Here is a 19,643-nt window from a genome sequence, read left to right as displayed (position 1 = left end):
CTCCACACCTCCATCTAGGGGTTCTATTTTTGGCACTTGGGGCAGATGTGTGTCCCGCGTCCGCCTACAACCATGCGAACGATCGGTGTGGAACAGACGTTGCACGGTTCATCTGCCCGCCCGTATACATGAAGGGACTGCTGAAACATCCCCATTTCTCCCTGTCCGTTTACGTACGATTTAATCGAACTGCCGCCTTGCTCGATTGCTTCGGTCAGCGTCGCGATAATGCTGTCATACAGTTTTGCAACCTGCCCGCGGGTGAGTTTGCCAGCAGGGCGCTCGGGGTGTATGCCAGCTCGGAATAAGGCCTCGTCCACATAGATATTCCCGAGACCGACGAGAAATTCCTGGTTTAACAAGAGCGGTTTGATTTTGGTCGTCCGACCTTTTAACATCGTGCGAAAGACCGGCAGCGTGAACTGTTCATCCAACGGCTCCGGCCCCAATTTTGCCAAGGGTTCCATTTTCAGTTCCATCCCCAGCGGGATCAAATCCATCGTGCCAAACTGGCGCACGTCCCGATACCGCAATTCGGTCCCGTCGGTAAAGTGAAAAATGACGTGGGTATGCTTTTCAACGGGATCGTCAGCCTGGTACAGGCCGTATCGTCCTTCCATCCGCAGATGGGAGATCAGGACGTCGCGGTCCAGGATAAACTTGATAAATTTGGCCCGCCGGTCGATATGGCGAATCATCTGTCCCGATAGCTGTGCCTTGAACGCTTCCACGTCATCAGGCCTTCTGACAATGCGCGGGAGCGTGACGGTGACGCTGGCGATTACCTTTTCCAGCACCAGTTTGCGCAGTGTCCGGACGACAGTCTCTACCTCGGGCAATTCCGGCATATGCATCCTCCCTATTTTGCTTCATACCAAGTCCGGCCGTAATGGACGTCCACCTTGAGCGGAACGTCCAGCGCAATGGCCCCCTCCATCACTTCAGGAACCAGCTTCTGCATGGCGCCGATTTCCGCCTCCGGCACTTCGAACACCAATTCGTCGTGCACCTGCAGCAGCATCCGGCTCTTGAGACCGTTTGCTCTGAGCTGTTCTTCCATCCGGATCATCGCCAATTTAATGATGTCGGCCGCAGTTCCCTGTATCGGGGTGTTCATCGCCATCCGCTCGGCAAAGGACCGAATGTTGTAATTGCTGCTCTTGATATCAGGCAGATAGCGCCTGCGGTTCAGCAGTGTGGTCACGTAGCCGTCCCGCTTGCCCTGCCGGACGATCTCTTCCATATACGTCTTGACGCCGGGGAAAACGGAGAAGTAGCGCTCAATAAAATCGGCTGCTTCCTTGCGGGTGATATTCAGGTTTTGCGACAGCCCGTAATCGCTGATGCCGTATACGATGCCAAAATTGACAGCTTTCGCCTGCCGCCGCATGTTGGAAGTCACTTCTTCCGCAGGCACCCCAAATACGTCCATGGCCGTGCGGGTGTGAATGTCCATCCCCTGGCGGAAGGCATCGATCAGGTTGGCGTCTTGCGCGATGTGGGCCAGCACCCGCAACTCAATCTGCGAGTAGTCTGCCGCCAGCATGTACCAGCCTTCCTCCGAAGGGACGAACGCCTCCCGTATCTTGCGCCCTTCTTCCAGGCGAATCGGGATGTTTTGCAGGTTGGGCTCTGTGCTGCTGAGCCGTCCCGTCGCCGTCGTCGCCTGATTGAAGCGGGTGTGAATCTTGTTCGATTTCGGATGGATTTCCTTCAGCAGCCCTTCAATGTATGTGGAACGCAGCTTGCCCAGCTGGCGGAAATGCAGAATCGTCTCGATAATCGGATGATACGGCGCCAGCTTCTCCAATACATCGGCGCTCGTCGACGGGCCCGTCTTGGTCTTCTTCAGAACGGGCAAATCCAACTTGTCGTACAGGATCTCGCCCAATTGTTTCGGCGAGTTGATGTTGAACGACTGCCCGGCCAGTTCGTAGATCTGTTCCGTCAGCTCGCCCAGCTGCCTGTCGAGGTCTTGCCCCATTTGAACCAGGCGTTCACTGTCGATCTTAACTCCAGTAATTTCCATTTTAGCCAAAACCATACTCAGGGGACTTTCGATGCTGCCGAGCAGCTCGTCCAGCTGGTGCTCGGCGATCTGCGCTCTGGCCTGGGGAACGCTCTGCCAGATAGCCGCCGCTTTCCTGGCGATGTGTTCACTTATGATCGGCTGTTCCGGAATGGAGCGCTTGGCTCCCTTGCCATAGATGTCGTCGTCGGCGGCAACCTGTATCTCGGCATACTGGTTGACCGTGTCGGCGAGCACCGGATTGCTCTCCGATGCGTTGAGCAGATAGGCGGCCAGGTACAAGTCGAATCCGACCCCTTTCAGCTCCAGTTCGTTCCAGGCCAGCCCGGCCAGGTCCCGCTTGCCGTCAAACACCCATTTTTCCTTGCTCTCATCGGCGAGCCACTGGCGAAACTCCGTCCATTCCATCGCCGTATCTGCCGGAACGAACAGCGACACTCCGTCTGCGGCCAGCCCGAACCCGAGCAGCGGAGCGTAATGGTAGTTGTCGCCGTCAAATTCGACGCAGAGCGCCATCGGCGATGTCAGCAGCGCGGAATAGCGGGCGAATCCTTCAGGCTCCACTACTTCAAAGGAGAACGTCTGGCTGCCCGAGGCGGCATCGGCGGATTCGGCATCGCCATAACCGGCGTCTCCGGCTTCTTTTACCTTCGGAATCAGCGATTTGAATTCCATCCGCTTAAAAAACTCGATCAACGTCGGCGCATCGTAACCGTTAAACGACACGTCGTCAAGCTGCAAATCTACAGGCGCTTCCCGCATGATCGTCGCGAGCGACTTGCTCATCTTGGCCTGCTCCACATTGTTGCGCAGATTCTCCTGCAGCTTTTTCCCGGAGATGTGGTCGATGTTGGCGAGCACCTCTTCCACGCTGCCGTACTGGTGCAAGAGCTTTAACGCCGTCTTTTCGCCGACGCCCGGCACGCCCGGGATATTGTCGGAGGAATCGCCCATCAACCCTTTTAAATCGATGATTTGGGCAGGGGCAAGCCCGTATTTTTCTTCGATTTCTTTTGCGGTGTACAGTTCGATTTCACTGACGCCCTTTCTCGTCAAAGCGACCGAAACGCAGTCGGAGACGAGCTGCAGCATGTCTTTGTCGCCTGTGATCACCGTTGTTTTCCAACCGTTTTGATCCGCCCGCCGGGTCATCGTGCCGATGATGTCATCCGCTTCATACCCTTCCAGCTCGAAGCGCTTGATCGAAAACGCATCCAAGAGTTCGCGAATCAGCGGAAACTGCTCGGACAATTCAGGCGGAGTCTTCGCCCGTCCGCCCTTGTACTCTGTATATTCACTGTGGCGAAACACCACTTTACCTGCGTCAAATGCAACCAACAAATGGGTCGGCTTCATCTCGTCCAGCACTTTGAGCAGCATCGTGGTAAAACCAAGCAAAGCGTTGGTATGCAGTCCGCTGGAGGTAGACAGCAGCGGCAGAGCGTAAAACGCTCGATTGGCGATACTGTTTCCATCTATGAGTACCAAATGACTCATGTATCCGACCCCTCTCCTCGAATTCCACTATGTTTCATGATACCATAAGCCTGTCCGGGGAGGCAAAAGGGACATGCCTGGAATGAAAAGAATCACAGGTACTTTTTGCAGGATATTGGCTGCACCGTTCACCTCGGCATTGATCAAGACTTTGCTGCTCTTACATAGGCCTTTCGATCGATAAGCTGACGTTGCCGTTCATTCATCGCTTCGATATATTGATGCATCGTATACAGTATTTCTTGCTGAGGGGTTTTGTTGTCGGAGTGCGGTGATACTTGACGGATATTAAAATTGGTGGTGTTATATAAATGCTTGGCGTTTTGGCACATCTGTTTCCAATCAAGGAAATAAGCGATGCCCTTTCTTGATGCAGATTTGAAACGTTTTGCATGGTGATCTGACATCATTTCACCCCTTCACAAACGTACGTTCCCTTTATTTTAACAAATTTTGTTTGAAAGCAGTAGTTTTTTAGCTCGACCGTATGAAGCTTGGTGAAGTTCGAAGCGCAAGAGTATTCCTAAAATGTCACCGATTCACCCCCCTTGGCTTCTGACGTCGCTTGAGGAGGGTGTCCTTTCGGTGAGCATGATAGACGGAACAATAAGTCATTCGGTCAATCTGGAGGATACCAAATGGACAGACCTACATTCCCGCCCTACCTGGCGCTTGTCATTGGTGTTGCCGCCGTCTCCACATCTGCCATTTTCGTCAAGCTCTCGTCCGCGCCTCCGCCGGTCACCGCTACCTATCGGCTGCTGTTCTCGGCGCTCTTGACGCTGCCGATGATGCTGTTTGCGAAAGGTGTCTGGAGAGAAATCCTGTCGATGAATCGAAAACAATGGCTGCTGAGCGTCCTGTCAGGCGCGTTTCTGGCGGTTCACTTTCTGCTTTGGTTTGAGTCGCTTCGATTCACCTCTGTCGCCAGCTCTACCGTCCTCGTCACCCTGCAGCCATTGTTCGCCTTTGTCGGGGGCTATTTTTTATTTGCGGAGCGGCTTGGCCGGATGGCTCTGGCTGGCGGATTTATTGCGGTTCTCGGCAGTTTCGTCATCGGCTGGGGGGATTTTCGCATTGGCGGCGTCGCCTTGTGGGGAGATATCCTGGCCCTGTTGGGAGCCGGAACGGTCACCGCATACTGGCTGATCGGCCAATACGCCCGCAAGGCTCTCTCGTTGATGGCCTATACATTCGTCGTCTACTTGATCAGCAGCCTCTTTTTGATCGGGTACGACCTGGCCTTGCAGTACCCGCTGATCGGTTACCCCCCGTCTGATTGGGGCTGGTTTTTCTGTCTGGCCCTGCTGCCAACCCTGCTCGGCCATTCCATCCTGAACTGGGTGATCAAGTGGCTGAGTACGTCGATCATCTCGATGAGCATTCTGGGCGAGCCGATCGGCACTTGCATTCTCGCGTACTTCATCCTGGGCGAAGTCGTTACGCTGCCCCAGGTGATCGGAGGCGCCATTATCCTGTTTGGAATCTATCTGTTCTTGCGCCACAACCATATCAGCAAAGGAGACGCAATCGATGAGCAAACCACCGAATCAACGCAAAAGTTTGCCTGAGTACATCAAGGGACTAAGCGTCTGGGGCAAGATCTTTTGGGTTATCGTCCTCGGATACATCGTCGGCAGGATCGTGTACTGGATCAGCACCGTGCTGCGGGGGTAAACAAAGCGTGCAGGCCAAGTGCCCAAGAGGGCGGGTCTGCACGCTTTGTTTGGCTTACGATAAATCCGGCAGCAAGCCAAGCATTATGGCTGCTTGCAAAGCGAGCCAGAGTTCGGCGACGTTGCTGGTAACATCTAGGCGACGCCCCGTCATTTGCTCAATTCGGCTCATGCGGTAGACCAATGTCTGTTTATGAATATGTAACGACTTCGCGGCCCCCTTCCAGGAGCGATTCTCACGCAAATAGACATAGAGTGTCATGGTCAATTGGCTATTATGCCTGGCATCATACGCCAAAAGGTCACCGAGAACCTGCTCTACCAGCTCGCGGGCTTCACTTCTGCTTCTGGGCAAAAAGGGGGAGAGGGGTGACTCTTCACTGTAATAAACCATGCTTTTTCCATGGGTTTCCGCCGCCCGCAATGCCCACATCGCTTCTTGATACGCCTCTGACGTACGAGCAGCTCGTCCCAGGACATGACTGATGCCCAATCGCACATCAGGCGGCAATTCTGCACGTAAACAAGTAATTGCGGCATCAGTAGCGGGCAACAGGGCGAGGAGAATCTCTCCTCGCCGAGTCAACAGATGCGGAATGCCACGAGCATACAGATGAAAATGCAGCCATTCGTGCTCAAAAGGCTGCACTTCCGCTGAGCAAGCAACAATGCACCGAGGTTCTTCTCCCAATTCATGTTCGGCCAGCAAGAGGTAAGCGGCATCACCTGAGAGCCGCCCTTCGATCAAGCCTGCCATAATCTCTGCGCCTAACCGGCGCTGGCGTTCATACATCGCCGTATCTTTCTCGACTGCCAACCCCACTATCGTTGCGATATGACGCAGTACCAGGCTGTCGGGAACAGTTGTTGACTGAGGAACCGCAAGCAGAACCGCCGGTCGGGAAGCCGGAACAGGCAGCTGCAGTACCGTAACCCCGCTCCACTCCATTCGCCGCACGGCAGGCATGGGAGGCGTGCTGTCGAGACGTATGCGCTCCAGCAGCTCAGTGATATGGCTCGGCAACGCGGCGTCATGGAACAGTGTCTTCCTTTGAACCGGATCTACTACATGGAGTGTACAGTCAACAATCTCGCCAAGCCCACTGAGGATTGTCGCCGGAGAACTGTGATGAATAACCTGCCGTGCCAACTCGTACACACGCAACGTCTGAACCATCCGCGCGTGTTCCTTGTACGAGTTGGCATTTGCTACGGCGCGCGATAGTGCAAGCCAGGGAACCTCGTAAGCCGTCAGCAAAATGGGAAAAGCGCTGCGGTCAGCCGCCGCCAGTAGAGGATTGCTCAACTCCGGCGCATACATCCCTTCGGCAATGGCGATCCCGCTCACCCCTGCCTTCACCAGACGCTGTAGGTATTCCTCCTGCTCCTGTGCAATCCGGGGAATTGCCAGACCGGTGGTCATGATTAGTTCGCCCCCGGTCAGCCACGGGGTAGGGTCTGAAAGTTCACATACATGTGCCCAGGTAATTTCCCTTTCCAACCCGGCAGTACCAGCGAGAATCTTCGTTTGCAAGTGCGGAATACTGACCAGTTCACGAATCGTAATTGTCATAAACATTCATCCCATCGTACGAAACGAATCATAAAGTTAGTCCTTCCAGACGGATTGTGGAGAAAACGGGCGAATCGTTATACTGAATTTACTGAATTTACTGACTATACGCAATGTTAGAGGTGTAATCAGTATATCAGATGAACATCGGAAGAGAAAACAGAATGAACGAAAAAGGAGGAATCCAGATGCTGCGAGTTGGAATTGACGTCGGTGGAACTTTTACGGATCTCTTCGCATGGGACGCTCGAGCCGACGGATCTGCGCGTGTTCGCACGGCAAAGGTTCTCACCACACCTGCTGATCCCGCGATTGGAGTGATGAATGCGCTTTCAGCGGCAGGTATTGCCCCTGCCGAGATTGGCACGATCATTCACGGTACGACGATCGGAACAAACGCCTTGATTGAGCGTAAATATCCTGAACCGGTAATGGTGACGACAGCCGGGTTCCGCGATACTCTCGAAATCGGCCGACAACGGCGCCGCCATCTTTACGATCCCTACCAAGTCAAATCTCGCCCATTGATCAGCCGCAGAAACCGCCTTACGGTAAGTGAAAAGCTGGGCTCTGACGGAACGACCGTGAAACCCCTCGACCGTGACGAGGCGCGGCGAGTGGCTGAACACATAGCTTCACTCGGTACCAAGAACGTCGCCATTGCCTTTATCAACTCCTACGTCGATGGCCGACATGAACGGGAGATGCGGGAGATCGTCCTGGAAGCAATCCCGGACGCGCGTATCGCCCTTTCCTCGGAAACACGCCCCAAAATTCGCGAGCTTGGCCGTTTCGTTACAACGGCTATTCGCGCTGCATTGTTCCCTGTCGTCGGCGACTACCTGACCCGATTGGAGGGACTCCTGGCCGCGGCCGGCTCGAACGCGCCGCTCTTCATTGTTAAAAGCAACGGCGGCATGATGCGCAGCGCTACCGCCAAAGAGCGGCCCGAAGAACTGATTGAATCGGGACCCGCGGGCGGCGTAGCAGCAGGCAGTTTTCTCAGTAATCTGCTTGACACGAAGAGCATGATTATTACTGACGTAGGCGGCACCAGTTTTGAGGCCTGTCTTATGGAAAACGGCCGCGGCCTGGTAATCGACGAATACGAACTTGAATGGGAGATGCCGCTGATCACACCGATGCTTGACATCCGCAGTATTGGAGCAGGCGGCGGCTCGATAGCCTGGATCGACCAGGGAGGATCGCTGCGCGTTGGTCCGCAAAGCGCCGGGGCCGATCCTGGACCGGCCTGCTACGGCCGCGGCGGTACCCGCCCGACTGTGACAGACGCAAACCTCGTATTGGGACGCCTAAACACCACCTTAAGCGGAAAATTCCAACTGGATTACGAAGCCGCTGCAGCCGCTATTCGCACCATTGCAGAACCGCTCGGCCTATCTATCCTGGATTGCGCCGAAGGCATCATCGAGATCGTCTGCGAGAATATGGCAGGCGCAATCCGCATGGTTTCGACCGATCGCGGCCGCGATCCGCGCGATCAAACCCTCGTCGCCTTTGGAGGCGCAGGTGGTCTGCATGCCTATACCGTTGCTCGGGCAGCCGGCATTAACCGTATCCTGATCCCCCCGTTTGCCGGCGTCGCATGTGCCTTTGGAGCCACAACGATGGAGGTTCGCCACGACCTTGAAGCGACTCTCTATGCGCCAGTTGAGAATCTCGATCCGAATGCATTAACGCATTCCTTCACCAAGCTGGAACAAGAGTGTTGTCATTTACTAGAAAAAGATGGGATTACCCCAGAACAGATCACGCTTGAGCGCAGCGCACTCATGCGCTACATCGGACAGTCATATGAAGTGGCCACGCCGGTTCCCGGCGGTAATCTTGATACGGCTGCGGTTGCCGAAATAGCTGCCGCCTTCCATCGGGAGCACAAACGGGAATACGGCGTCTCATCAGAATCCTTCCCCGTCGCTTTTGTCACCTTGCGCGTCACCGGATATGGACAGATAACCAAGCCGGAAGCCGGCGATTTGGCAGCAGCGCTGGGGCAAGGAGATCGGAATGAGACACCGTCCGTCAAGGAAAGGCGCAGGGTTTACTTTAGTGGACAGAAGTATGAAGTGGATGTCCATGATGCCGCCCGGCTTAACACTGGACAGCGAATTCACGGCCCGGCGATCATTGAACAGCCCGACAGTGAAGTTGTTCTCCCCCCTGATGCGTTTGCACAGATAGACCAATACGGCAATATCATTATCACCGGCGAGGAGGGTGTACGATGACACAGCGTCAGCGTCAAATTGATCCGATTACATTTGAAGTGCTTCGGCGTTCGTTTGAGTATACGTGCGAGCGAATGAGCCTGGTGCTGCAAAAGGCATCATTCTCTCCAATTATTTACGATATGGTGGATTACTCCAATGCCATATTCGACCCCAACGTCGACTTGATCGGCCAGACGGCCAACTGCCCGGTTCATATAGCTGCCATGCACTTCAGCGCGCACGCCTCTATAGAGCGCTTCCCAATAGAAGAGTTAGGCCCTGATGACGTCATCATCCTCAACGATCCATACAATGGCGGCACTCACACCCCCGACGTCACCATGACCATGCCGATATTTTACGACGGAACTCTGCTCGGTTTTGCGGTCAGCCGGGCGCACTGGACCGACGTGGGCAGCGGCTTTGACACCCACATCGCTGGCGAAGGCTTGCGCCTGCCGCCAATGATGCTCTACAAAGAAGGCAAAACAAATACCGATTTGATTAACATTATTAAAAACAGTTCGCGTACGCCTCAATACGTTGAAGGTGACATCCAGGCACAACTGGGTGCCCTTCGCGCGGCTCGCGATGAATTTACCCGGCTCGCCGATAAGTACGGTGCCGATATCGTCCGGCAGGGCATGCGCGAAGTCCTCGACTACACCCAGCAGATGACCAAAGAAGCCATTAGCAGAATCCCCGACGGCGTCTACGAAGCGAGTGATTACGTTGACAGCGACGGGTTTACCGATGATCCTGTCCGGCTGCATGTCAAGCTTACGGTAGCCGGTGATCGGATCGGTGTGGATTTTACCGGAAGCGATCCCGTCGCCATCGGTCCGATTAACTCGCCTTACGCTAACACGGCTTCAGCCGCCTACTATTCCTTAAAGTTTTTTCTCAATCCCGATGCACCGCCAAATGCCGGGATGTACCGCCAAGTCGATCTGACAATTCCGGAGAACACTTGGCTTAATCCGCGCTGGCCGGCTCCGACCCTTGGATGCACGACCGCTGCCTCTTCCAAGATTACCGCAGCAATCTGGATGGCTCTCTCTCAGGCAATTCCCGACCGTATTGTCGCACCGACCTGCGCCGAGTGCAACTGGTTCGTTGCAAGCAGTACTGATCCGGCTACCGGTGAACTGCATGTCTTCACTGACTTGCCTGCCGGCGGGTGGGGGGGTACACCTACTCACGACGGAATGCATGTGACTATGGACCCGCTTGGCAACTGCCAAAACCTTCCTGCCGAAATTGCCGAACTTCTTTTCCCCGTTCGTTACAACTCCTACGAAATGCGTACAGATTCGGCGGGGGCTGGACGGTACCGCGGCGGCGCCGGCGTACGCCTCGAAGTAGAGTTTCTCGGACGCGGCGAGATAATTTGGATGGAGTGTTCAAGGACGCGCGAAGGATCTCCGGGGGTAAACGGAGGGCTGCACTCAGCACGGCAGCGACAACTGCGCAAAACTCGCGACGGCCTGTTGGAATCAATCGGCGGCTTGGCAGACGATGGCACTTGGCGTCCACAAATGCTGGGGGGAATTCACTTCCAACCAGGAGAATCGTTCGTCTTCGAAAGTACAGGCGGCGGCGGTTGGGGCGACCCACTGACCCGTGATCCGCAACTCGTCGCCCAAGATGTACGGGATGACATCGTTTCCAAGGAGCAAGCATACCTTCTCTACGGTGTTGTCCTGACTGCGGATCTTGCGGTCGATCAATTGGCCACCAGAGCGAGACGTGCAAAAGCCCGTAACGAATCGTGAGCAGAAGGAGGAAGCGGGCTGAGCCCCTGCTTCCTCGCTTATTGTATCTATACAGAAAGAAGGAACGACATGACACATTTCAAAAACCTGTTTAGCAGTGTCGAAATAGGCAAGATAGTAATAAAAAACAGAATCATGATTACCGCTCACCAGACAAACCACGTAAAAGATGGAATCCCGACATCGGACATGGCAGCCTATCATGCGGCCCGCGCCAAAGGCGGCGCCGGCCTGATCGTACTTGAAGCGGCGGCGGTGCACCCATCTGGCATGCTTACCACTCAGACCATTGCCGGATACGATCATCGGGTAATACCCGCCTACTCATTGGTGGCAAAAGAGGTACATCGCTACGGTACAAAGGTCTTTTCCCAGTTGTTTCACGGCGGGCGGGAAGTCGTTTCCAGCGATTACCGCAACGCAGCATGGGCCCCATCGGCTGAGCCCAGCCTGCGGTTCTCGGTGATGCCAAAACCAATGAGCCTGGACGAAATCAATCAGGTTATCGACGGATTTGCCTTATCGGCAAAGCTGGCAAAAGAGAGCGGACTGGATGGTGTAGAAATCTGCTGTTCTCACGGCTACCTCCCCGCACAATTCTGGTCGGGACTTACCAATCACCGTAAAGATCACTACGGAGGCTCCTTCGAAAACCGCATGCGCTTTATCGTCGAGGTCATGGAGAGGGTATGGAAATCAGTCGGCGAGGACTTCACCGTTGGAATTCGCATGAGTGCAGACGAAAAAACCATGGACGGCCTGGGCGTGAAGGATTCAGTGGAAATCGTAAAATACCTGGTAGATCGGGTTCGTCTTGATTTCATCAACGTTACATCAGGAGATTCCAGTACTTATGCGGGTTCGACTCACATCGCACCAGCATCGCCCATGGCACACGGTTATAACGCCCCCTATGCCTTTAAAATTCGGATGGCCGGGGCTGTTCCGGTTTTCGTAGGGTCAAGGGTTCTCGATCCGGCAGAGGCAGAGCGGATCGTTTCCACTGGCCAAGCAGATATTGTGGGGATGACTCGCGCTACAATTGTCGATCCAGAGATGCCAAACAAGGCGATCAACGGCGAACTTCAAACCATTACAGCATGTCTTGGCTGCAATCAAGCCTGTATCGGCCACTACCACAAGGGTCTTGCCATTGGATGCGTGCAGAATCCGATGGCGGGCAATGAAGAAAAGCTGCGGCCACTTGTACAGCGTTCCAGAACGGGGAAGCGGGTAGTTGTGATCGGAGCAGGACCGGCAGGATTGCAAGCTGCGGTCACTGCATCGGATCTGGGGCATCAAGTTACGCTCATCGATCAGACCAACGCTATTGGCGGATTGCTGCGCATAATGCGTCGTGCACCGATGCGCCGTGAAGTCGCGGAGACCATGCTCGACAACTATACACGCAAGTTGTCGCAAAGCAATGTGAACGTCCAATTGGGACAGCGGGCAACCCGTCATGAAATAGGTAAATTGGAAGCAGATGTCGTTATATGTGCCGCAGGAGCACGGCCATACCTGCCACATGTCGAAGGAATCGATCATCCGCGATTGATGTTGGTTGACGAACTTTTCGGAGCCAATCCGCGAACTGTGGGACGGCGCGTCCTGGTATTCGATTACTTCGGGGACTGGCCAGGAGTAGAGGCAGCCATTTTCCTGGCCGAAAAAGGACATGATGTGACACTCGTATCAGCGAGGCTTTACATCGGCGAGGAGGTTCATCAATACTTGAGAAACGAATACTTAAAAAAACTGTATACGTTGAAAGTAACGCTGCTTCCTCACTTTGATTTTGGCGGTATAACTCAGGAACGTGTGATTTTGCGAAATCTTTTTACGCATGAAGCTGAGCAAATAGGGGACTGGGATACAATTGTACTCTCGATGGGACGTGTACCCAACACCGAACTCTATGAGGAGGTAAAAGGCTCAGCACCCGTCGTCCGCCAGATTGGGGATTGTCTTGCACCGCGTACTTTGGAGGAAGCGACTTTTGAAGGAATGATGGCAGCATTGGAAATATAGTGGAAAAGGCAAACTCCCTGCGTTTTGACTGATAACAAGGGAGTTTGCCTTAAAAGACGAGGGTTTTACTCAACCCGTTCTCCGGTCAGCGAGTCAAAGTCGGTATTATAGCCCTAATCTGCCAGCGTATCTCCCTGGCGCACCATCATATATTGTTGCGTTCGCTCTGATAGTCGGCCGGATACGAAAAAAGGTTACAGCTTTTTAGCAAAGAAAAAACGTCCCGGCAGCGGGACCGAACCCAAGCGTTCGAATCCCGTTCCGGGAAGCTTCCTTCTCGATGCGATCATGGTTTCCCCTCCCGCGGAAGGGTCACGCAAAACGTGGAACCGACGCCCTCCTCGCTTTCCACTGTGATGGTGCCGTGCAAGCTTTCCACCAGATGCTTCACGATCGCCAGTCCCAACCCGGTCCCCCCGGTGTCCCGCGAACGCGCCTTCTCCACCCGGTAGAAGCGTTCGAACACGCGGCCGAGGTCTTTTTCCGGTATCCCGATCCCCGTGTCGGTCACACGGATCTGAACCCGATCGTCAGCTTGCTCGACAGACCAGGTAATCGTGCCGCCTTCCGGAGTGTAGGCGATGGCGTTGGACATCAGATTGAGCAGAATTTGCCGCAGGCAGTCTTTGTCCGTGGTCAGCATAACGTCCTCCTCGGGCGGGAGAATCAACTTCAAATGCTTTCGCGAAACCTGCTCCTGCACGATCTTGGCCGTTTCGTGTATCAGTTTGCGGACGTTGACCTCTACCAGCTGCAGCGTAATCTTTTTCTGCTCGATTCTGGACAAGTCGAGGATTTCCGTAATCAGGCGGAAAAGCCGTTCGCTCTCATCAGCGATGATCTGCAAAAATTGGCGACAGGTTTCTTCATCCTGCAGGGCGCCATCCAGCAGTGTTTCCGTAAAGCCCTTGATCGACGTGACCGGCGTGCGCAGCTCGTGTGAGACGTTGGCGACAAACTCGCTGCGCATCTTTTCCAAACGGCGGATTTCCGTGATGTCGTGCAGCACCACGACCGCCCCTTTGGCCTCCCCTTTGGCGTTGATGTAAGGCGCCACGTTAATATCGAGGATTCGTTCAACAGGATCATAGGTGTGGATCTCTCCCCTGATTTTTTCTCCCATGGCAATGCATTTGTCAATGTAGCGGCTCAGCTCGTAATTGTTCCCCGCTTCGATGTGAAGCTTTCCCACCAGCTCGCTGCTGGTCCGGCCAAGCAGCTTTTCCACCGCCGGATTGACCAGCATGATTCGCCGCTGTTCGGTGACGAACATCACGCCGCTGGTCATATTGGTCAGCACACCAGTCAGGCGCTGCTGGTTCTCGGAAATTTCGTACATCTGCTGTTCCAGGCTGGACGCCATGAAGTTAATGGCCGAAGCCAACTGGCCGATTTCGTCTTTGGCCTTGATCCGCACCCGGCCTTCAAATTCGCGCTGCGTGATGTTGCGCGCTACCCTGGTCATTTCTTCTATTGGCCGAACAATGCCATAGGAGAGGCGCGCGCTCAGGATGGAACCTCCGACCAGCGCGATAAAGAGTCCGGTCAAGAGACTGAACCACATGTTTAGGATGACGTCTGTGATGCTCTTCATCGACATCGCAGAACGAACGGCACCGATCACCTGCCCGCCGTCCACCACCGGAACAGCCACGAACAGCAGCTTCTCTTTTGCCGGTTCGCTGTAACCTTGTGAAATCCCTTGCTGTCCGGCCAAGGCTGCTCGAAACTCCGGCAGGTCGGCAAGTGTCCCGTCCGCATCCGAATTCCCCTCGGAATCAAACAGCAGCCTGCCTTGCTTGTCTACAACCGTGATCCGACCGTCCAGCGCCTGTACAAACTGCTGAACCCGGTCTGCCAGGACGGCGGAGTCGCCGAACACCTCGGGACTGTGCACCGTCTCCGATATGAGCAGCGTCTCTTTTTCCAGCAGGTCGGTTAAGGTTTCCACATAAGATTTTTCCAAAACTTTGGCAAAAAAAGCTCCCATGAGCAGGATAACGACGGAAATCAGCGCCAATATGGTTAAGGTGAGTTTCAACCGAAAGCGATTCACAGCCTCACCTTCATCCTTCCAACTTGTATCCAAGACCGCGTACTGTCTTGATAAATCGGGGATTCTTCGTATCTTCCTCTAGTTTTTCCCGCAGATGGCTGATGTGCACGTCGACAATCCGCGAATCGCCGATGAAGTCGTAGTTCCAGACGGCATTGAGCAGTTGATCCCGGGTCAAAACCCGGCCGTTGTGGGCAGCCATGTACTGCAGCAGCTCAAATTCCTTCGGTGTCAGCTCTATTTTATCTTCGCCGCGATACACTTCGTACCGCTCAGGATAGATCCGAACGGAACCAAACGTAAGCACGGTGTCATCCTTGTTTTCTTCCGATTCGGAATTCACCTGGGTTCGCCGGAGAATCGCCTTGACGCGTGCGACTACTTCCCTTGGGCTAAACGGCTTGGTTAAATAATCGTCAGCCCCAAGCTCCAAGCCGAGAACTTTATCCAATTCGTCGTCTTTTGCCGTCAGCATCAGAATTGGCGTGTTGACACGCTCTTGCCGCAGTGTTTTGCAGACGTCCATGCCGTCCATCTTGGGCAGCATCAGGTCAAGTACGATAAAATCGGGCTTCTCCTGACGGGCCATCTCCAATCCCTGCTTCCCATCGAGGGCGATCAAGACCTGGTAGCCTGCTTTCTCTAAATTAAACTGAAGCAGTTTGGCGATCGACGGTTCGTCGTCAACAACGAGTATTTTGGTCAAGCGATGTTTCCTCCTTGTGATCGAAACAAAGGTGCTTTGTTCCGGTTGTCGCCATTCATTCTTAGTCTGACAGAAACGCCTAAGGCAGGCAAGTTAAGTTTGTGTAAAACCTTTTTGCCCCACCAAAAATCCTGTACTTGCCCCTGTCTCATGCTATGATAGTTTTAGAGAAGATAGGAAAAGGGGGAGGAAAAAATGGCCGGCAACATGGATCTTATTTTGCAAAAACTAGGGGTTCTTGACGAATTAAAGCAGGTGGTTTACTCGGTTCGTGACGGTTTGGAAGAACTCAGGGCGGAAATGGGCAGTCTCACCAATACCGTGGCCCACATCCAGGAAGAGATCACCGTCATGAAAGAGGATATTGCTGCACTCAAATCAGATGTGTCCGTCTTAAAAGAAGAAGTCAGTGTCCTGAAAGAAGACGTCCGTATCTTGAAAGAGGATGTCAGCGTCCTGAAAGAAGACGTCCGTATCTTGAAAGAAGATGTCAGCGTCCTGAAAGAAGACACCGGTTCCCTAAAGGAAGGGCAACAGCGGCAGGAGGGCATCTGGGAAACGCTCGCCGCAAGGTCTATTGAACAGGAAACAATCCTGCGCAAACTGGTCCGCGTCTCGGGATTGTGAAGGCCCCGTCCTGGCGCCGCCTTGATTTAATGCCCCTTGCTCAAGTGCCAAGCGTATTTGCATCCGGCTGCTTTTGCTTCGCGGCCATCAAACGATTTCCCCGTGTCATCAAATACACGCCGGCGATGACCAGCACCATGCCGAACACCTGCTGCATGGAAATGCTTGAACCGTAAAACACCACTGCGATCCACGCAGCATTGAGCGGAACCAGATTCATGTACATGCTTGTATTGCTTGCCCCGATTTGAGAAACCCCTTGATTCCACAGAAAAAAGGCAAGCACTGTCGCGAAGACAGTCATGTAGACCATTTCAAGCCACGACTGGGGAGACATGGCCGACACCTGGCCCCACCCGTGTTCAAAAAAAGAGCAAATGGCCAGGAAAAAGAAACCCATCACTGTCGTAACGGCCGTTGTAAATAACGGCGAAACCCCTCGCATTACGACCTTGCCGATCAGTCCATAACCGACCCAGCAGCATAAAGCCCCGATAAACAGCAAATCCCCCACATTGAAGGAGAGCGAAGCAAAGGTTGCAAGCGAGCCCTGCGTGATGACGAAAAGAACCCCGATCAGCGACAAAAGCAGGCTGAAAGCGAGCCATCTATTCCACGATTCCTTTAAGAACAGAACAGCCCCAAGCGTAATGAAGACGGGCGATGTCGCCATGATCAACGATCCGTTAATGGCTGACGTATGGGCAAGCCCCCCAAAAAAAGAACGCGTTGTAAGCAAATATCCCCATGAAAGACATCGCCAATAGAGCCAACCAGCGTTTTTTCAGCGCCTCCAAGCTCCATTCAGGTCGGATAAGGGCCAGCGCCAACAGGAGCAAGCCGGCCAAACCAAAGCGCAAAGCGGCAGCTGTAATCGGCGGAATTTCCGTAATGACATGTTTCGCCGCCCCGAAAACCCCTCCCCAAAACAAAGGGACCAGCAGCAGCAAAACATACATGCTTTTTTTGGGATGTTCCACTTGTATTGGTACGTCTCCTTTCTTTGCTTCTTATTATATACCCAAATTGTAAACCACGGCGCTTCGCCTCGCTTTTTCGTCAATAAAAAAGGATGACACATATGAAAACATATATGTGTCATCCTTGTGATTTACGACTCTTTGCGAGTATGGTCTAATCGGGCAACTACTCCAATACCCTCATGACGTTGCGGACAGATTCAGCCGACTTGTCGAGTGCCGCTTTCTCTTCGGCAGTCAATTCCAGTTCGTATACTTTCTCGAGACCGGAACCGCCGAGCAGCGTCGGAACGCCCAGGTACAGGTTGTTGTAGCCGTACTCGCCCTCCAGGTAAGCAATCGCCGGGAGAATGCGCTTCTTGTCTTTCAGAATAGCCTCCGCCATTTGCACCAGGGAGGCGGCTGGTGCGTAGTAGGCAGAGCCGTTGCCGAGGAGGTTGACAATTTCGCCGCCGCCTTTGCGCGTACGCTCGACAATCGCGTCGAGACGGTCTTTCGGAATCAGCTTTTCCAACGGAATGCCGCCGGCATAGGAGTAACGGACGAGCGGAACCATGTCGTCGCCGTGTCCGCCCAGAACGAAGCCGGTCACATCTTCTACCGACACGTTCAGTTCCTGGGCTACGAACGTGCGGAAGCGAGCGGTATCCAGCACTCCGGACTGGCCGATGACGCGCTCTTTGGGGAACCCGGAGGTCTTGAAGAAGGTGTAGGTCATCGCATCTACCGGGTTGGACAGGATGATGACGATGGAGTTAGGCGCATACGTCTTCACCTGCTCTGCTACCGAACGCATGATGCCGGCGTTGGTGTTGACCAGATCGTCGCGGGACATCCCAGGCTTGCGGGCGATCCCGGCTGTGATGATGACCAGATCGGAGTCCTTGATGTCCGCGTAGTTGGCAGTACCTGTGATATTAGCGTCAAAACCGAGCACCGGGGAAGACTCCAGCATATCGAGGGCTTTCCCCTTCGTCGGATTTTCCAGTTGCGGAATATCGACGAGCACAATGTCTCCCAGTTCTTTTTGCGCCAGAATAAACGCGGTGGTCGCCCCAGTAAAGCCGCTGCCGATAACGGCGATTTTTTTGCGTCGGAATGCCATTGAAATTCCTCCTTTTATCTGCGCGCTCTTACATGTTTTTGATCAAGGCGTCAGCAAACTCGGAGCACTTGAGTTCCGTAGCTCCCTCCATCAGGCGGGCAAAGTCGTACGTGACCGTTTTGGCCGAGATGGTCTTCTCCATGGTACGGATCAACAGGTCAGCTGCTTCGTTCCAGCCGAGGTGACGGAGCAGCATTTCCCCGGAAAGAATGACAGACGACGGGTTGACCTTGTCCAAGCCGGCGTATTTTGGAGCAGTACCGTGCGTTGCTTCAAATACAGCATGGCCAGTCAGGTAGTTGATGTTGGCGCCAGGGGCGATACCGATCCCGCCGACTTGCGCTGCCAGAGCATCGGAGATGTAGTCGCCGTTCAGGTTGAGCGTTGCTACGACATCGTATTCTGCCGGACGAGTGAGGATTTGCTGCAGGAAAGCGTCGGCGATGACGTCTTTCACGATCAGTTTGCCTGCGGCTTCCGCTTCTTTCTGTGCTTTGTCGGCATCACCGCCCTCTGCCTTGATGCGGTCGTACTGGGCCCAGGTGAACACCTTGTCGCCGTACTCAGCTTCTGCTACGGCGTATCCCCAGTTTTTGAAGGCACCTTCCGTAAACTTCATGATGTTGCCCTTGTGAACCAGCGTGACAGATTTGCGGTTGTTTGCCAGCGCATAGTCAATCGCCGCCCGCACCAGACGCTCGGTTCCCTCTTTGGATACGGGCTTGATGCCGATACCGGACGTTTCCGGGAAGCGGATTTTCTTAACGCCCATCTCTTTTTGCAGGAATTCGATCACTTTCTTCACTTCCGGAGTGCCTTCCGCCCACTCGACACCTGCGTAAATGTCTTCCGTGTTTTCGCGGAAAATGACCATGTTGGTCAACTCAGGGTGTTTCACCGGAGACGGCACGCCTTCAAAGTACTGAACAGGGCGCACACAGGCGTAAAGGTCCAGTTCCTGACGCAGCGCTACGTTGATAGAGCGGATGCCGCCTCCGACCGGAGTAGTCAGCGGACCTTTGATCGCAATCAGGTATTCACGAATTGCCGTCAGCGTATCTTCCGGCAGCCATTCGCCAAATTGATTGAACGCTTTTTCACCGGCAAACACTTCAAACCAGGCGATTTTCTTTTCGCCCTTGTAAGCTTTCTCAACAGCGGCATCCAATACGCGGACCGATGCCTTCCAAATGTCCGGGCCGGTGCCGTCCCCCTCAATGAACGGAACAATTGGATTGTTTGGAACGACCAATTTGCCGTTGTCGACCGTAATTTTTTCCCCTGTAGCTGGCTTTTGCAAGTTCTTGAACACGAATATCCCTCCAACCTGATTTATCAAAAGGTAATACACAGTAGG

General features: G+C 54.0%; 14 protein-coding genes and 1 pseudogene. 6 read left to right on the top strand and 9 right to left on the bottom strand.

Features of this window, described 5'->3' with window-relative positions; all coding sequences use genetic code 11:
• Positions 1 to 23: 23 nt before the first annotated feature.
• The 3 genes from mutM to HGBM_RS15280 form a co-directional block, all read right to left on the bottom strand.
• A complete protein-coding gene (gene mutM, locus HGBM_RS15295; RefSeq protein ID WP_019121963.1) occupies positions 24 to 848 on the bottom strand; it encodes a DNA-formamidopyrimidine glycosylase in 825 nt (274 codons plus the stop codon).
• 11 nt (positions 849 to 859) lie between these two features.
• The gene (gene polA, locus HGBM_RS27610; protein ID WP_019121962.1) at positions 860 to 3,526 is read right to left on the bottom strand and encodes a DNA polymerase I; all 2,667 of its coding nucleotides are present in this window, start codon (positions 3,524 to 3,526) and stop codon (positions 860 to 862) included.
• A 143-nt stretch (positions 3,527 to 3,669) separates the two neighbouring features.
• Positions 3,670 to 3,933, bottom strand: coding sequence for a hypothetical protein (locus HGBM_RS15280; protein WP_019121961.1), 264 nt, complete (start codon positions 3,931 to 3,933; stop codon positions 3,670 to 3,672).
• A 231-nt stretch (positions 3,934 to 4,164) separates the two neighbouring features.
• Between HGBM_RS15280 and HGBM_RS15275 the strand changes: the two genes are divergently transcribed.
• Both HGBM_RS15275 and HGBM_RS30970 read left to right on the top strand, forming a co-directional pair.
• A complete protein-coding gene (locus tag HGBM_RS15275) occupies positions 4,165 to 5,097 on the top strand; it encodes a DMT family transporter (protein ID WP_019121960.1) in 933 nt (310 codons plus the stop codon).
• The gene (locus tag HGBM_RS30970) at positions 5,060 to 5,203 is read left to right on the top strand and encodes a hypothetical protein (protein WP_019121959.1); all 144 of its coding nucleotides are present in this window, start codon (positions 5,060 to 5,062) and stop codon (positions 5,201 to 5,203) included. The genes HGBM_RS15275 and HGBM_RS30970 overlap by 38 nt, the downstream gene beginning before the upstream one ends.
• Before the next feature lie 54 nt (positions 5,204 to 5,257).
• Here HGBM_RS30970 and HGBM_RS28970 read toward each other — a convergent pair whose 3' ends face one another.
• On the bottom strand, positions 5,258 to 6,775 hold the full coding sequence (locus HGBM_RS28970; RefSeq protein WP_019121958.1) for a PucR family transcriptional regulator: 1,518 nt from the start codon (positions 6,773 to 6,775) through the stop codon (positions 5,258 to 5,260).
• A 188-nt stretch (positions 6,776 to 6,963) separates the two neighbouring features.
• Here HGBM_RS28970 and HGBM_RS15260 point away from each other — a divergent pair, with 188 nt between their 5' ends.
• The 3 genes from HGBM_RS15260 (at position 6,964) to HGBM_RS15250 (ending at position 12,812) form a co-directional block, all read left to right on the top strand.
• On the top strand, positions 6,964 to 9,024 hold the full coding sequence (locus HGBM_RS15260; RefSeq protein WP_026074449.1) for a hydantoinase/oxoprolinase family protein: 2,061 nt from the start codon (positions 6,964 to 6,966) through the stop codon (positions 9,022 to 9,024).
• Positions 9,021 to 10,781 (top strand): hydantoinase B/oxoprolinase family protein, encoded by a 1,761-nt coding sequence (locus tag HGBM_RS15255; protein WP_019121956.1) that lies wholly within the window; start codon positions 9,021 to 9,023, stop codon positions 10,779 to 10,781. Before HGBM_RS15260 ends, HGBM_RS15255 begins: the two co-directional genes overlap by 4 nt.
• Positions 10,782 to 10,850: 69 nt before the next feature.
• On the top strand, positions 10,851 to 12,812 hold the full coding sequence (locus tag HGBM_RS15250) for an oxidoreductase (RefSeq protein ID WP_019121955.1): 1,962 nt from the start codon (positions 10,851 to 10,853) through the stop codon (positions 12,810 to 12,812).
• Between the two features lie 286 nt (positions 12,813 to 13,098).
• Here HGBM_RS15250 and pnpS read toward each other — a convergent pair whose 3' ends face one another.
• Both pnpS and HGBM_RS15235 read right to left on the bottom strand, forming a co-directional pair.
• Positions 13,099 to 14,868: a two-component system histidine kinase PnpS gene (pnpS, locus tag HGBM_RS15240; protein WP_019121953.1), complete on the bottom strand. Its 1,770-nt coding sequence runs from the start codon at positions 14,866 to 14,868 to the stop codon at positions 13,099 to 13,101.
• 10 nt (positions 14,869 to 14,878) lie between these two features.
• Positions 14,879 to 15,574, bottom strand: coding sequence for a response regulator transcription factor (locus tag HGBM_RS15235; protein ID WP_019121952.1), 696 nt, complete (start codon positions 15,572 to 15,574; stop codon positions 14,879 to 14,881).
• 195 nt (positions 15,575 to 15,769) lie between these two features.
• Here HGBM_RS15235 and HGBM_RS27600 point away from each other — a divergent pair, with 195 nt between their 5' ends.
• Positions 15,770 to 16,201 (top strand): hypothetical protein, encoded by a 432-nt coding sequence (locus HGBM_RS27600; protein WP_019121951.1) that lies wholly within the window; start codon positions 15,770 to 15,772, stop codon positions 16,199 to 16,201.
• Positions 16,202 to 16,241: 40 nt separating this feature from the next.
• On the opposite strand, the pseudogene HGBM_RS27595 reads toward HGBM_RS27600, so the two are convergent.
• The 3 genes and pseudogenes from HGBM_RS27595 to icd form a co-directional block, all read right to left on the bottom strand.
• A pseudogene (locus tag HGBM_RS27595) lies at positions 16,242 to 17,160 on the bottom strand (DMT family transporter).
• Positions 17,161 to 17,347: 187 nt separating this feature from the next.
• Complete coding sequence (mdh, locus tag HGBM_RS15220; protein WP_019121950.1) at positions 17,348 to 18,286, bottom strand: malate dehydrogenase; 939 nt, start codon at positions 18,284 to 18,286, stop codon at positions 17,348 to 17,350.
• A 28-nt stretch (positions 18,287 to 18,314) separates the two neighbouring features.
• Positions 18,315 to 19,598 carry an NADP-dependent isocitrate dehydrogenase gene (icd, locus tag HGBM_RS15215; RefSeq protein ID WP_019121949.1) on the bottom strand — a complete coding sequence of 428 codons (1,284 nt, stop codon included), beginning with the start codon at positions 19,596 to 19,598 and terminating at the stop codon, positions 18,315 to 18,317.
• Positions 19,599 to 19,643: the final 45 nt, after the last annotated feature.

The sequence above is a fragment of the Brevibacillus massiliensis genome (assembly GCF_000311785.1).
GTDB classification, from domain to species: domain Bacteria; phylum Bacillota; class Bacilli; order Brevibacillales; family Brevibacillaceae; genus Brevibacillus_C; species Brevibacillus_C massiliensis.
Note: the sequence above shows the minus strand (reverse complement) of the source record. Positions and strands in the feature narration are given on the sequence as shown.